This is a genomic window from Microbacterium sp. KRD172, assembly GCF_017168295.1.
GTDB classification, from domain to species: Bacteria; Actinomycetota; Actinomycetes; order Actinomycetales; family Microbacteriaceae; genus Microbacterium; species Microbacterium profundi.
This window is the reverse complement of the sequence record NZ_JABFAS010000002.1, coordinates 751,683-766,065: the sequence shown is the minus strand read 5'-3', so window position 1 is coordinate 766,065 and position 14,383 is coordinate 751,683. Positions and strand designations below refer to the sequence as shown.

The following is a 14,383-nucleotide window of genomic DNA, read 5'->3' as shown; positions in this document are numbered from 1 at the left end:
ATCTTCCTCGGCGCGACTGAGACAGTCTGGAGGTGCGGAGATCCTCCGCCCACGAGGAAGGACGAAGATGTCTGGAAACAGAGCGGTCGCCTACCAGGGCCCCGGCGTCGTGAAGGTGATCGACACGGATTACCCCGACTTCGAGCTTCACGACGGGCCCGGTGTGAATCCGGCGAACGTCGGTCGCAAGATCCCGCACGGCGTCATCCTCCGCACAGTCGCGACCAATATCTGCGGGTCGGATCAGCACATGGTCCGAGGGCGCACGACAGCTCCTGAGGGACTCGTGCTCGGCCATGAGATCACCGGAGAGGTGGTCGAGGTCGGTCCCGACGTGGAGTTCGTGAAGGTCGGCGATATCGTCTCGGTGCCGTTCAACATCTCGTGCGGACGCTGTCGCAACTGCAAGGAGGGCAAGACCGGCATCTGCCTGAATGTGAACCCCGATCGACCGGGCAGCGCATACGGCTACGTCGACATGGGCGGGTGGGTCGGCGGCCAGGCCGAGTACGTGCTCGTGCCCTATGCGGACTGGAACCTGCTGGTCTTCCCCGACCGCGACCAGGCGCTCGAGAAGATCCTCGATCTGACGATGCTGTCCGACATCTTTCCCACCGGCTTCCACGGCGCTGTCACTGCCGGAGTCGGCGTGGGCTCGACCGTCTACATCGCCGGCGCAGGGCCTGTCGGTCTCGCGGCGGCGGTCGGCGCGCAGCTGCTGGGTGCTGCCGTCGTGGTCGTCGGTGACATGAACGAGGATCGCCTCGCCCAGGCTCGCAGCTTCGGTTGCGAGACCATCAATGTCGGCGAGGGTTCGGTGCCCGACCAGCTCGATCAGCTTCTGGGTGTGCCCGAGGTGGATGCTGCGGTCGACGCCGTCGGCTTCGAGGCGCGCAGCGAGGGCCACGGGGCGAAGGCCAAGGAGGCCCCGGCGACCGTGCTCAACTCGCTCATGGATGTGACGGGAGCGGGCGGCGCCATCGGCATCCCCGGTCTTTACGTAACGGGAGATCCCGGCGCGGTCGACGAGGCAGCCAAAGTCGGATCGCTCTCGATCAGTCTCGGCACCGGCTGGGCGAAGTCGCTGTCCTTCACCACCGGACAGTGCCCGGTCATGAAGTACAACCGGCAGCTCATGATGGCGATCCTGCACGACAAGGCTCATATCGCCGCCGCGGTCAACGCCAAGGCGATCACGCTGGACGAGGCGCCGCAGGGCTACGCCGAGTTCGATGCGGGCGCCGCCACGAAGTACGTCCTGAACCCCAACGGATACATCAAGGAGCAATCATGACCACCGTCAACCTCGAAGACGCACGTCGCGTCATCGCCGCCGCCGAGAAGAAGGCCACCGAGATCGGCCAGCCCATGAACATCGCCGTCGTCGATTCCGGCGGCAATCTCGTCGCACACGTGCGGCAGGACGGCGCCTGGATCGGCAGCGTCAACATCTCGATCAACAAGGCCTGGACCTCGAAGGCCTTCGACATCTCGACGAAGGACCTGGGCGACAACTCGCAGCCCACGCAGCAGTTCTTCGGCATCCAGAACACGAACGGCGGCAAGGTCGCGATCTTCGCCGGCGGCATCCCACTCGTGCGCGATGGCGTGGTCGTCGGCGCCGTCGGCGTCAGCGGCGGCTCGGGTGAGCAGGACCACTCGGTCGCCGAAGCAGGAGTGGCAGCGCTCTGAGCATTTGCGAGAGCTCCCCGCCCAGACGGGTGGGGAGCTCTCGGGTAGGTTGGCGTCATGGACAGCGAAGATGCTTCCCCCGGAACACGCAGACTCCTGGTCGATCTTGACCGCACGGTCGCGGACCAGGCCGATCGCCACGCGCTGGAGCTCGAATCTCTGCTGGCGATCCTCAGGTCGCCGCGGCTCGATGACCGCTCGGCGAGATCGTCAGCGATCGACACAGCGGCGTCGGCGCTGGTGCGGCTGAGGACCGAAGCAGACGAACAGCGCAGTTCGATACTCGAACCGGTCGTCGGGGCGTTCGCGCGGTTGCGCAGCGACCTGCGCCCGTTGGAGCGGTTCGGTTCACTCGAGATCCAGTTCGTCGAACCGCCGGCCACCGGAAGGGCGCTGCCCAGCGAGGTGGCCCATGCCGCGCGGGCGATCGTGCGCAACACGATCCTCGGGCTGGTCGACGGGGGTGAGGTGAACCGCGTCCGCGTGCAGTGGGACTGCGACGGACTGAATCTGCTCGTCAGCATCCGGGACGACGGGAGCGGCAACCTGAGCGTGCACGATGAATCGCTGCGTCCGATCGCCGAGCGCGTCACCTCACTCGACGGCGTGTTGAGCGTCGATGCGACGCCGGGGTGGGGCTCATCGGTGGATGTCCGCCTCCCTCTGGATCCCCGTTCCGACACCAAACCGCTCGCAGCCGGAGCCCTGCTGACCGTGCGCGAGCACGACGTGCTGCGCCTCGTCACCGCCGGAGAGCGCAACCAGGCGATCGCCAGCCAACTCGGGATCAGCGCCAACACGGTCAAGTTCCACGTGTCGAATCTGCTGCGCAAGATCGGGGCCAGCACGCGGGCCGAACTGACCGCGCTGGCGCTGGCGCGTTAAGCCCTCCGGTTCCACCCGATCGCCACGAGAATCCTCGTGGCGATCAGACTGCGGAGCCGACCCTGCGCCGGGCATCGAAGCGGCGTCGGTACTCGGACGGCGTCGTGGCGTACGCGGCATGGAAGTTCTGCCGCAGAGTCACCGGACTGGCGAAGCCGCACCTTGATGCGATGGCATCGATGCCGAGATCGGTGAGCTCCAGCAGCCGTCGCGCCTCGTCCAGTCGACGCTCTCGCAACCAGGCCGCAGGTGTGTTGCCGGTGTTCTCCTTGAAAGCCCGGATGAAGCTGCGCAGACTCATCCGGGCAGCACGCGCCATGTCCACGACATCGATCCGCTCGTCGAGATGCTGCGTGGCCCAGTCGAGGGCCTCGGATATCGGGCTCAGCGAGTTCACCTGCGGAACCGGCCGGTCGATGTACTGCGCCTGGCCGCCACTGCGGTGGGGCGCGACGACGAGGTTGCGCGCCACCTGATTCGCGGCATCCGATCCGAGACGCGAACGGACGAGATGCAGGCATGCGTCGATGGCCGCGGCCGTGCCGGCAGACGTCATGACATCACCGTGATCGATGTACAGCACGGTGCGATCGACATCGGTCCCAGGGTGCCGGGAACTGAACTGGTTCAGCGAACGCCAGTGGGTCACGGCCGGCCGGGAATCGAGCAGACCACTGTCCGCGACAGGGAACGCACCGAGACAGAGCCCCGCGACCGATGCGCCATTGCCGTGCGCATGCTGCAGCAGTTCGGCGAGCTGTGCACTCGGAGCCCTCAGGTCGCTGTGCCAGGAGGCGATGACGATCACGTCCGCGCCGAGCGCATCCTCGAGGCCATGGATCCCGCCGATCCGATATCCCTCGTCGGTGGTGATGTCCGCACCCAGTTCGTTGAACAGGATCGTGTCCCACACCGCCAGGTGCTGGCGGGTCACTTCGCCGAACACCATCGGCGGGACGGAGAGATGGAACATCGTCGCACCGTCGAAGGCGTAGACCGCGATCCGCAACTCAGGCTTTGGCGTGAATTCATCGTCAGTATGCATACGTGCCAATTGTGCCACGGGTTCGAGTGAGGGAATCTGGATGACAAGACCCGCTCACACCCCAGGAGATCATCATGCCCGCTCCACGCCGCGCCCTCATCGTCATCGACCCCCAGCAGGAGTACTTCACCGGACTCCTGCGCATCCAGCATCCGCCGCGCGAGGAGTCGATCCAGCGCATCGCCGACACGATCGACGCCGCGGAACGCGTCGGGATCCCGGTGGTCATGGTGCAGCACACGGCAGGAGACGACGCACCGGTGTTCAATCCGACGAAGCCGGAGTTCCGTCTGCACTCGTCGCTCGAAGGCCGCGACTCGACCGGGTGGAAGATGATCGTCAAGCAGTACAGCTCAGTCTTTCCCGGCACCGGCCTGCGCGAGTGGCTCGTCGAGAATCAGGTCGACACGATCACCCTCGTCGGATACATGACGAACAACTGCGTACTCGCCACGGCTGCCGACGCCGAGACCCGCGAACTCACGGTCGAGGTCATCTCCGATGCGACCGGAGCCATCGACATCGCCAACGAAGCGGGATCGGCCAGCGCGGAGACGGTGCACACGACGCTGATGGCACTGCTGAACTCGAGCTGGGCTGCCGTCGCGCCCACCGACGCCTGGGTCGAAGCCCTCGAGACGGGCGCCGTTCTTCGCCGGGGGAACCTGCCCGAATCCGCCGCCGAGGGCGCCTCCGCTCACGCCTGACGTCCGCTCGCAATGGCTCGCACTCGCCGGTGTGCTGAGTGTGGATGCCACGCCGGGGTGGGTTTGTGCGACTACGTGACGACTCCGAACTCAGCGGCGGGCTGCGTCTGCCTTAGGATTGCCTCACCTCTATTCCTGATCGAAGGACTGTCCCTATGCCTGTGCCTGTCCGCCACGCCTCTCTGGCTGTCCTCGCCGGGTCGGCTCTGCTCCTCTCCGGATGCGCCGGCGATGCGTCGGAGGAAGGGGGCGGTGGTGACGCGCTCGTGGTGTACAACGCCCAGCACGAAGAGCTCACCCAGGAGTGGGCGGAGGCGTTCACGGAGGAAACCGGCATCGAGGTCGTCCTCCGAAACGGCGACGACAGTGAGCTGGGCAACCAGCTCGTGCAGGAGGGTGCCGCGTCCAAGGCCGACGTCTTCCTCACCGAGAACTCGCCCGCGATGTCGCTCGTCGAGGAAGCGGGCCTGTTCGCCCCCGTCGACGAGAAGACTCTGGCACTCGTGCCGGAGGCCTATCGCCCGGCATCAGGAGACTGGACAGGGATCGCCGCCCGATCGACCGTGCTGGTCTATAACCCCGATCTCATCTCCGAAGCCGAGCTGCCCGCTTCTCTCCTCGACCTCGCAGAACCCGAGTGGGAAGGACGCTGGGGGGCCGCCCCCGCAAAGGCCGACTTCCAGGCCATCGTCTCGGCGGTGCTCGAGACGCAGGGCGAGGAGGGCGCGAGCGCCTGGCTCGAGGGCATGGCCCAGAACGCGACCGAGTACCGCAACAACATCGTCACGATGAAGGCGGTCAACGCGGGCGAAGTCCCGGTCGGCATCATCTACCACTATTACTGGTACCGCGATCAGGATGCCGCGGCGGAGGACAGCGGCAACACCAAGCTGCACTATTTCGGCAACCAGGACCCAGGCGCCTTCGTCAGCGTGTCGGGCGGCGGCGTCCTCAACAATGCCCAGCACCCCGCGGAAGCACAGCAGTTCCTCGCCTTCATCGCCGGTGAACAGGGCCAGAAGATCCTCGGCGAGGGCTACAGCTTCGAGTACCCCGTCGCGTCCGGCATCCCGGCGAAAGCCGAGCTGCCGCCGCTCGAGAGCCTGAACGCGCCCGTGATCGATCCGTCGACGCTCAACGGCCCCCGGGTCATCGATCTCATGACGGAAGCCGGACTCCTCTGAGCGCACGCGCGACCCTGCCACCGGTCGCCACACCCCCTCGGCGTCGCGCTCCCGGCGGTCTCGTCGCGCTCGTCGCCGTGCTGACGGCCGGCGCACTCGTCCCGGTGGGCTACGTCGTGCACGCCGCGATCGCGATGGGATGGACAGAACTCGCGACCCTCGTCATCCGCCCCAAGGTCGGAGAGCTACTCGTCAACACGGCGCTCCTCGCCGTGATCGGCGTGCCGGCCGCCGTCGTGCTCGGTGTGGGTGCCGCGTGGCTCGTCGAGCGCACCGCGCTGCCCGCGCGCCGGGTGTTCGCGGTCGCGTTCGCTGCACCGCTCGCGATCCCCGCTTTCGTGGCGAGCTACGGGTGGGCCAGCGCCATCCCGTCGATCAACGGGCTCTGGGGTGGTCTGCTCGTCGCCGTGCTCGCGTACTTCCCCCTCGTCTACCTTCCGGCGATGGCGGCTATCCGCGGCCTCGATCCGGCGCTCGAAGAGTCTGCGCGCGCTCTCGGCCTCGGTTCCTGGATGGTCTTCATCCGCGTCGTGCTGCCGCAGCTGCGCCTCGCGATTCTCGGCGGCGCGCTCATCGTCGCGCTGCACCTTCTCTCCGAGTACGGCGCCTTCGCCTTCCTCCGGTTCGACACCTTCACCACCGCCATCGTCGTGGCCTATCAGGCGACCTTCGCGGGCCCGAACGCCGCCGCACTCGGGATCGTGCTGGTCGTGTTGTGCCTCGTGCTGCTCGGCGCCGAGTCCCTCGCCCGCGGTCGCTCCCGCTATGCGCGAGTGGGCGGCGGCGCGCCACATCCGCCGGCCTTGCTGCCTCTGGGCAGAGCGGCATGGGTCGCGATCACGGCTTCGATCGCTCTGCTCGCGGCGGCGATCCTCGTTCCGCTCGCGAGCGTCGTGCGCTGGCTGCTCCGAGCCGATGCCGCCGAGTTCGGCGCTCTCGCCTCGGCCACGGCGCAGACATCCGGCCTCGCCGTCGCCGGGGCGCTGTGCGCGGTTCTCGTCGCGCTCCCGATCGCATGGCTGTCCGTGCGCCACGCCGGCCGGCTCTCCCGCGCACTCGAGGGCGCGGCGTACCTGGCGAGCAGCCTGCCGGCGATCATCGTCGCCCTCGCCCTCGTCGGCACGACCCTCGCGATCGCGCCCGCCCTGTATCAGACGGTCTTCACGGTGATCGCGGCCTACGTCGTGATCTTCCTTCCGCGCGCGCTCGTGCCTCTGCGAGCCGGCCTGGCTCAGGTTCCCGAGTCGCTCGAGGAGGCCGCCCGGTCTCTCGGCATCGCGCCGCTGCCGGCACGACTTCGCGTGACGCTCCCGCTTCTGCTCCCCTCGATCGGCGCCGGTGCCGCCCTCGTCGCCCTCGGCGCAGCGAACGAACTGACCGCCACGCTGCTGCTCGCGCCCACCGGCACTCGCACGGTCGCGACGAGCTTCTGGTCTGCGGCATCCTCGCTCGACTACCCCGCCGCCGCGCCCTACGCGCTGGTGCTGGTGCTGCTCTCGATTCCCGCCGTCGCCCTGATGTTCGCCCACGCAACCGGACGGAGTCTCCGATGACGCTTCACCTCAGCGGGATATCCAAGGCATTCGACGGCACCGACGTACTGCGCGACGTCGCGCTCGACGTGGCCGACTCCACGCGGCTGGCGCTGGTCGGCTCCTCCGGAAGCGGCAAGAGCACGCTGCTGCGCCTGATCGCCGGGTTCGAGCGGCCGGACGCCGGCACGATCTCGCTGGACGGCCGCGAACTCTCAGGACCTCGTTCGGCGGTGCCGGCGCACCGCAGAGGCATCGGCTATGTCGCGCAGGACGGCGCCCTGTTCCCGCATCTCTCAGTGGCGCGCAACATCGCGTTCGGCCTGCCTCGCTCCGATCGGACCGGCGCTCGGGTGCAAGAGCTGATGGAGCTCGCCTCGCTGGATCCGGCTCTCACCGCCCGCATGCCGCATGAGCTCTCCGGCGGGCAGCAGCAGCGGGTCGCGCTGGCGCGGGCCCTCGCTCAGCGACCCGGTGTGATCCTGCTGGACGAGCCGTTCAGCGCGCTGGACACAGGCCTTCGGGCCCACACCCGCAGCGCCGTGATCGACGTGCTCGAGCGTAGCGGCGTGACGGCGGTGCTCGTCACGCACGACCAGGAGGAGGCGCTCTCCTTCGGCCAACAGGTCGGCGTGCTCGCCGGCGGGACCCTGGTGCAGGCGGGCGAGCCCTCCGCAGTCTTCGATGCACCGATCGACACGGCCGTGGCGGCGTTCCTCGGCGAGGTCGTCGTGGTGGCGGCGGAGCGCGCGGGAGATGCCGTCGACTGCGCCTTCGGACGCCTCCCTGTGCGGCACGACCTCAGCCACGGCGCTGACCGGTTCGTCGCCATGCTGCGTCCGGATCAGTTGCGCGTCGATCCGGCGACGGACGGCGATGCCCGTGTGCTCGATATCCGCACGACCGGAGCGGTGGCGGAGCTGACGCTGAGACTGGGCGCCGTCGAGGTGACCCATCGGGTGCCCGGACGGGCAGCCGCACGATTCACGGTCGGCAGCCGGGCGCACGTGGTCGTCGACGGTGGCGCCGTGCTGTATCCCGTGGGCTCTCCGCGGGAGGGCTAGCGCGGCTCCGGCATCAGATCGACCGGTCGATCAGGCCACACGCATCCGCGTGATCCGGCTGCTCGCGAACGCATACGCGCGCCACGCGGCGATGCCGACGGCGAGCGAGAGGAGCGTGCCGAGCCACGGCGCGCTCTGCTCGAACGGCGGGTACACCTGCCAGTGCGTGAGATAGATGAACATCGAGGCCCCGGCGAGCGTGGCGACCGCAGACACGAGCAGACGCGGCATCCGGATCGTCGGCAGCCAGACGAGGATCAGGATCCCGATCGCGACGATACCCTCGCGCAGGGGGTCGCCGAAGAACCCGAAGGTGCTCGCGACGGCGATAGCGGACACCAGCCAGCGGCGTCCCACGGTATCTGCGCGAGCGACCAGCCAGCCCAGAGCGATGAGCCAGACCACCACGGGCGCGGCGTAGCGCTCCACGTGCTCGGCGTGCAGCCCGGCGATCGCGAAGCGGACGGCGAGAGCGATCGCCAGGCCCGTGATCGCGAACCCGAACGGCGCACGTCGCTCGAGTCGGTCGATGAACCGCACGGCGAACAGTGCTGCGAGCCCGACCAGGCTCCAGATCGCCGCCTCGAGGAACCAGAACTGCCACTGCTCGTTCCACCGTCCGTCGCCGGGGACGAGGTTGTTCACGAGAAGGGCGGTCGTCGGACGGTACTGCCCCGAGACGAGCGCCACGGCGGCGATCCAGAGCACCGCCGGCACCGCGATCTGCAGGGCGCTGCGGCACAGCCGGTGAACCCGCGTCGACCCCGGCACAGGTGCCAGCTGAAAACGCGCCAGGTTGTACCCGGCCACCGCGAGCAGCAGGTGGGCACCGCCCTTCAGCATGAACAGGTCGGCATGCGTGCCGACGATCAGCACGATCGCGAGCGCCCGGAGCACGGCCGGCGTCTCCATTCGCACCAGGCGCCGCGTGAACCGCGCCTGCCTGGTCGGCTTCCCTGTGGTCGGGTTCCCGGACGGTGTGGGAGCATCGCCGGACGGCGCCGCCAGAGCAGCTAGCTCGCGCACCGTGAGCGCCGGCCAGTCGCGCGGGAGCACGCCGAGCAGCGATTCGAGCCGCAGCGACACCTCGATGTAGCTGAGCGAGTCGCCGCCGAGCCCGGAGAAGGAGTCGTCGAGTCCGACATCGGGTCGAGCAAGCAGCGCCGCGAACAGCTCACGCACTCCGTCAGGCGTCGGCCTGCTCCGGGGCCGCGGTCCGGATGCCGCGGCCGACTCGGCCACCGAGCGATCCTGCAGCTCGGCGAATGCCACGAGCGCTGCACTGTCCGGCTTCCCGCTCGACGTTCGAGGGAACTCACTCACGGCGTACGCACCGATCACGTGGGCGGGGATGCCGAGAAGGGCGGCGGCGCGCTCTCGCGCGCTCTCAGCCGTGCGCTCCGATGTCGAGAACAGCAGCAGTCGTTCGCCGGCGCTCGCGGCGCGCGCGACGATCCCCTCCTCGGCGAGGAGGTGCTCGACGCGATCCAGATCGAGACGGAGGCCGAAGAGTTTCACGAAGCGGTTCATCCGGCCGACGATCTCGTAGAGTCCATCGTCGCGAAGACGGGCGACGTCGCCCGTGCGCAGCTCATGCACCGTGCGTCCGAGTACGAATTCCTCCGGTGCCTCGGCGTAGCCGAGCATCACGTTCGGCCCCTCGTAGACCAGCTCTCCCGTGCTTCCGGGCTCGGCATCCGCTCCGTCGCCGGAGTCGATGCGGAAGGAGCCGCCCGGGATGGGGATGCCGATCGCACCTGCCGAGGACTCGGCGAGCTGTGGCGGGAGATAGGCCATGCGGGCGGTCGCCTCGGTCTGGCCGTACATGACGAAGAAGTCGAACCCGCGCTCCTCGCCGAGGCGGGCGAGGCGTCGAACAGCCTCGGGCGCGAGCCGGCCGCCTGCCTGCGTGAGGTAGCGGAGGCTGGGCAGGGATCGCTCCGAGAATCCGCCTGCTTCGAGGAGCTCGAAAGTGTAGGGCACGCCGGCGAACGAGGTGATCCGGTGCGCGGCAGCCTCCGACCAGAACGCCTCGTCGGAGACCGAGCGCTCGGTGAGCAGCAGGCTCGCGCCGGCGAGCAGGTGGCTGTTCACGACGGAGAGCCCGTAGCAGTATTGCAGGGGGAGGGTCGTGGCCGCGCGATCGGCCGGCCCGAGGCGCAGGTACTCAGCGATAGCGGCGGCGTTGCTGCGCAGATTCTCGCTCGACAGGCGGACGAGCTTCGGCGACCCCGTAGACCCCGAGGTGCTGGCGAGCAAGGCGAGATCGGGGTGGAACCTGTGGCGGCTGCCTGGCCGAATCTCCTCGAGCGCCCGGTCGCGGGTCGAGTCGTGCGCTATGACATCCGGATCGAAGCGCGCAGCGAGGGACTCCCGATGACCGATGCTCGCCTCATCGTCGCCGCTCGCCACGAGCAGCACCGGGTGCCCTCCCTCGAGTGCGGCGAGGTAGGTGACGATCGGCTCGAGCGCGTTGGCCGCCGACATCATCACGAGGCGACGCGTCTCGCCGAGCCGGTCTCTGCGTTCGGCAACCCGGTCGGAGAGCTCGGCGTAACTCAGGCGTGCGCCGTCGACGATGAGCGCGGTTGCGTCGGGTTGACCACCGAGAAGGGAAAAACCACGAGCGAGCGGCTTCGGGAGCATGGCTGTTGATGCTTTCGGGCGGGTGAGCAGTGCCATCGGGAGTAGAGCTTCGGTGTAGTGCCTCGCAGCAACGCTCGGGGCAAAACAAGGTAAGCATAACCTAATACTGCTTCCCTCCCGAACGGCAACCTCGCCCGACGGTCGGCCGTGGGCAAAATGCCGGCAATTGCCTCTCCCGCCGCATGACGAAAGCCCCGACTTCCTCGTGTTCGCTAGGGAAGTCGGGGCCTTCGATTTGGCGGTGACGGTGGGATTTGAACCCAAAGAGGTTCGATCCTTCCCGATCCGTCTCGGTCGGACTCCCGCGGAATTCCGCCGTTTCGAGCCCTCTGGAATCTGCTCTCGATCCCGTTCAATCGGGCTCGATCGTGTTCGATTGTGGGCATTTCGTAGGCACGGATGCCGGGAGTGCCACTGGCCCGCCTGCCGCCTCCCAGTCGCGGACGGCCTGCGCAGCCCAGCACGGTTCCTCGAGTTCATTCATCGGAGGTGGCCATGCTGCGAGGCCCGCGGATGCCCTCGGCGGCGAGCACCTCACGGGCACGACCCAGTTGCCGATCGGAGGAGAAGAGGTCCCACTGCTCGGCGATGCCTTCGTCGTGGGCGAGGTCGCGGAAGCGGCGGAAGGCACCCTTGCCCTCGATCGCTTGCTCCAGTCGTTCTCGCAGAGACTGGTCGTGCTGTCGCTCGGCGAAGGCCGCCATGTCTCGCCAGCCTTCTCGTGAACCTACCCCGGCGAGGTAGATCCAACGGTCGGGTTCCTCCTCCACGTCGATCGCGGCATCCTCCCCGACCATCATCGGATCTGTCTCGTTGCCGCCGCACACCTCGCCTGTGCGAAGGTCGAGGTACGCGCCGGTCGACAGCTCAGGATCCCCTTCCAACAAGATGCTGAGCATCTCAAGATCGACCGGCAGCACCCGCCCCGGCAGGGGCTCGGCGCGCAGAGTGGCCAGCAGGTCCTCGGCCAGGATTCGATCGCCCGGTCCGCCGCGCCACGTGAGGCGGTTGATGACCGACAACGCGAGCGGCTCCGCATGTTCGTGATTGTGTTGGAGCGTTGTGTGTGATCGACTGTTTACAGGCCGGTTGAGCAGGGTTTTCCGGCCAGAGTAGTGGCTGGTTTCCTGCTGTTTGAGCGCGAGAATCCGGCCACGCAGCGTCACGTGCGAGTCGACACCCGACGCGGACGACGCGCACCCGTTCTGATCATGCCCACGCCACAGATTCCAGCCGCGCTCACACGGCCGGAAACCATGCACACGTGGCCGGAAAATCCGCGCTCAAACGGCCGACTTCCACTTGACAAAACACACCGACCATCGCCGACCATACTGATCCGGGATGCTCCCCCAACCCCAGTACGACAGCGGAGCGGCGGGGCGGATACCCAACACCTCTAGCGGATCGACCTTCTCCGCCTCCACCACACAGCGGTGCGTCCAGCCGTCGCCGAGGTCGAAGGTGAACTGGAACTCAGCGCCCGGCTCCACGAGCCGAGCGACCTTCACTCTGGCCATGTCGATGGGCACCGTGAGCGGGCCCCCGATCGACGCCGCCAGCTCCGCGCCGGTCTCGTCGTCGGTGACCATCCGCCCGTCGGCGAGGGTGAACATAGACACATGCGACCGATCCCACCGGGCGAACGCATCATTGATCGCATTCGCGAACTGGAGGAAGGTGTGGGAGGGGCCAACGGCGAACACCCGGCCGGGCCACGGCCACAATTCAGTGCCCCGACCACCGAGCAGCTCAACCGTCACCGACAACCATGTTCGCGCCATACCTCGAGAATGTCACGAGCGATCGGCTCACCGCATCGCTCACACATCAGGGACTCGGATGTCAATACCTTCGTATTTTGCTAAGGTATTGACATGCCTGTCGTTACCAAGTTGGAGATGCTCCGCGAGATCGCGTTGGATCAGCACGGCTTTGTGACGACTGCGCAGGCCCTCACCGAAGGCGCCTCGCATCCGGAGTTGTCGACGATGGTCGCCCGAGGCCGACTGGAGCACGTGGCGCACGGTGTCTACCGGGTGCCGCAAGTCGCGGCGACCGAGTTCGACCAGTACCACCTCGCCGTGCTGTGGACGGGGGCGCCGGAGGCCTGCCTGAGCCACGACACGGCCCTCGCCGCCTGGGACATCAGCGACATCAACCCGAACCGCATCCACCTGACCGTCGGCCGCCACCGCCGCCTCCGTAGAGCAGGTGGGGAGACGTACGTCATCCACTACGAGGACCTCGATCCGTCCCAGGTCACGTGGTGGGAAGGTATTCCGATCGTGACGGTCACGACCGCGATCGATCAGGGCATCGCCTCGGGGGTGCCGACATACCTGTTGCGACAAGCCATCGAACGGGCCGGGCGCACCAGCCTGCTTCCCACGGCGGAGCGAGAACGGCTGGCCCAGCGACTGGAGGATCGCGATGGCCGAGCCTGACCGGGCGAACCTCGCTCAGGCGATGAGCGACCTCGACCCGAAGGACAGGGCTCCCGCCTCGGCTCGAATACTCAACGCATGGATCACTCAGGCACAGGGCCAGCTCGGATCGGCCGGCCCGCGACTGGGGTGGCTGGTCGCAGCCACCGTCGTCTCCGCGGCGCTGCAGCGCGCCGTGGACGATTCCGGGGCGCCGCTGTTCCTGCTCAAGGGCGGCACCATGCTGCAGTACCGACTCCCCGGAATGTCTCGCACGACCCAGGACATCGACGGCCTCACCCGTGGCGACATCGACGTGTTCCTCGCCGAGCTTGATGGTGCACTCAGCGAGCCGTGGGGGCCGCTCACACTCGTCCGTGACGACGTCGAGATCATCGACGTCCCCTACCTGGTCGTGAAGCCTCGCCGGTTCCATATCACTGTGCAATTGCGTGGGGTGACCTGGCGGCGCGTGCAGATCGAGATCGCGCCGGACGAGGGCGGCGCCGGATCCGCACCCGACACCTTCGCAGCGCCGTCCCTGGCGGGGTTCGGTCTGCCTACGCCGGACCGGATCGCAAGTCTGTCGATGAGTTATCAGATCGCGCAGAAGATCCATGCGTGCACCGACCCGCACCGTCCTCCCGTCTACATCAACGATCGCGCCCGCGATGTCGTCGACCTGCTGTTGCTACGCGACCTCGTCCGCGCCGCGGGCACTCCGTCGCCTGCGGAGATTCGCCGCGCCATCGAGGATGTCTTCGCCGCGCGCGCCGCCGAGGCGACGATCGCTGGGGTCCAGCCACGGGCCTGGCCGGCGACAGTCACCGCTCACCCGCACTGGGGAACCAGCTTCGCGAGGGCTGCCGAATCCGCCGCGGTGGACCTTACACTCACCGACGCGGTCGGACAGCTCGCCAGCTGGCTCGACGAGATCGCACAAGCCTGAACCCGATCACACACCCATGGCGGATCCGCAGTCCGGACGCCGCAAGGTCCGGGACTTCGGATTACCCATGCTCGAGCCTGCGAGAGGTCGACCTACCGTGGGTATCCGCACCACACGAACAAATGTTGTTTAGCCGAGCTGTTCGGTAGCGGGTGTGGGTCGAACCGGTAGTGCGGGCGCGGGGATCTGGTAGCGCCCGCGCCCGCACTGCGGTCACTCGGCCGGGACGAGCCCGGTGACGTGGCGGCGCATG

At 67.8% G+C, this 14,383-nt stretch carries 13 protein-coding genes; 9 read left to right on the top strand and 4 right to left on the bottom strand.

Features of this window, described 5'->3' with window-relative positions:
• Positions 1-67 precede the first annotated feature (67 nt).
• From fdhA to J1M43_RS03930, 3 genes are read left to right on the top strand one after another with little or no spacing between them, the layout of a single operon-like run.
• Positions 68-1,294: a formaldehyde dehydrogenase, glutathione-independent gene (gene fdhA, locus J1M43_RS03940; RefSeq protein ID WP_206475919.1), complete on the top strand. Its 1,227-nt coding sequence runs from the start codon at positions 68-70 to the stop codon at positions 1,292-1,294.
• Positions 1,291-1,692 carry a heme-binding protein gene (locus J1M43_RS03935; RefSeq protein WP_033105962.1) on the top strand — a complete coding sequence of 134 codons (402 nt, stop codon included), beginning with the start codon at positions 1,291-1,293 and terminating at the stop codon, positions 1,690-1,692. The genes fdhA and J1M43_RS03935 overlap by 4 nt, the downstream gene beginning before the upstream one ends.
• A 57-nt stretch (positions 1,693-1,749) precedes the next feature.
• Positions 1,750-2,577 (top strand): LuxR C-terminal-related transcriptional regulator, encoded by an 828-nt coding sequence (locus J1M43_RS03930; RefSeq protein ID WP_033105961.1) that lies wholly within the window; start codon positions 1,750-1,752, stop codon positions 2,575-2,577.
• Between the two features lie 43 nt (positions 2,578-2,620).
• Here J1M43_RS03930 and J1M43_RS03925 read toward each other — a convergent pair whose 3' ends face one another.
• Positions 2,621-3,622, bottom strand: a complete 1,002-nt coding sequence (locus tag J1M43_RS03925) for a GlxA family transcriptional regulator (protein WP_052166868.1) — start codon at positions 3,620-3,622, stop codon at positions 2,621-2,623.
• Between the two features lie 74 nt (positions 3,623-3,696).
• Here J1M43_RS03925 and J1M43_RS03920 point away from each other — a divergent pair, with 74 nt between their 5' ends.
• The 4 genes from J1M43_RS03920 to J1M43_RS03905 all read left to right on the top strand — a co-directional run bounded on the left by J1M43_RS03920 (position 3,697) and on the right by J1M43_RS03905 (position 8,109).
• Positions 3,697-4,329, top strand: a complete 633-nt coding sequence (locus J1M43_RS03920) for an isochorismatase family protein (RefSeq protein ID WP_033105960.1) — start codon at positions 3,697-3,699, stop codon at positions 4,327-4,329.
• A gap of 155 nt (positions 4,330-4,484) precedes the next feature.
• Complete coding sequence (locus J1M43_RS03915) at positions 4,485-5,513, top strand: iron ABC transporter substrate-binding protein (RefSeq protein WP_206475917.1); 1,029 nt, start codon at positions 4,485-4,487, stop codon at positions 5,511-5,513.
• Positions 5,514-5,590: 77 nt separating this feature from the next.
• On the top strand, positions 5,591-7,066 hold the full coding sequence (locus tag J1M43_RS03910; RefSeq protein WP_033105958.1) for an iron ABC transporter permease: 1,476 nt from the start codon (positions 5,591-5,593) through the stop codon (positions 7,064-7,066).
• Positions 7,063-8,109, top strand: coding sequence for an ABC transporter ATP-binding protein (locus J1M43_RS03905; RefSeq protein WP_033105957.1), 1,047 nt, complete (start codon positions 7,063-7,065; stop codon positions 8,107-8,109). The genes J1M43_RS03910 and J1M43_RS03905 overlap by 4 nt, the downstream gene beginning before the upstream one ends.
• A gap of 30 nt (positions 8,110-8,139) precedes the next feature.
• Here J1M43_RS03905 and J1M43_RS03900 read toward each other — a convergent pair whose 3' ends face one another.
• From J1M43_RS03900 to J1M43_RS03890, 3 genes are all read right to left on the bottom strand, one after another.
• A complete protein-coding gene (locus J1M43_RS03900; protein WP_206475915.1) occupies positions 8,140-10,755 on the bottom strand; it encodes an AMP-binding protein in 2,616 nt (871 codons plus the stop codon).
• 476 nt (positions 10,756-11,231) lie between these two features.
• The gene (locus tag J1M43_RS03895) at positions 11,232-11,921 is read right to left on the bottom strand and encodes a UPF0158 family protein (RefSeq protein WP_206475913.1); all 690 of its coding nucleotides are present in this window, start codon (positions 11,919-11,921) and stop codon (positions 11,232-11,234) included.
• 117 nt (positions 11,922-12,038) lie between these two features.
• Positions 12,039-12,518 carry a hypothetical protein gene (locus J1M43_RS03890; protein ID WP_206475911.1) on the bottom strand — a complete coding sequence of 160 codons (480 nt, stop codon included), beginning with the start codon at positions 12,516-12,518 and terminating at the stop codon, positions 12,039-12,041.
• A 114-nt stretch (positions 12,519-12,632) separates the two neighbouring features.
• Here J1M43_RS03890 and J1M43_RS03885 point away from each other — a divergent pair, with 114 nt between their 5' ends.
• A complete protein-coding gene (locus J1M43_RS03885) occupies positions 12,633-13,202 on the top strand; it encodes a type IV toxin-antitoxin system AbiEi family antitoxin domain-containing protein (RefSeq protein ID WP_033105955.1) in 570 nt (189 codons plus the stop codon).
• Positions 13,189-14,130 carry a nucleotidyl transferase AbiEii/AbiGii toxin family protein gene (locus J1M43_RS03880; RefSeq protein ID WP_033105954.1) on the top strand — a complete coding sequence of 314 codons (942 nt, stop codon included), beginning with the start codon at positions 13,189-13,191 and terminating at the stop codon, positions 14,128-14,130. Before J1M43_RS03885 ends, J1M43_RS03880 begins: the two co-directional genes overlap by 14 nt.
• Positions 14,131-14,383: the final 253 nt, after the last annotated feature.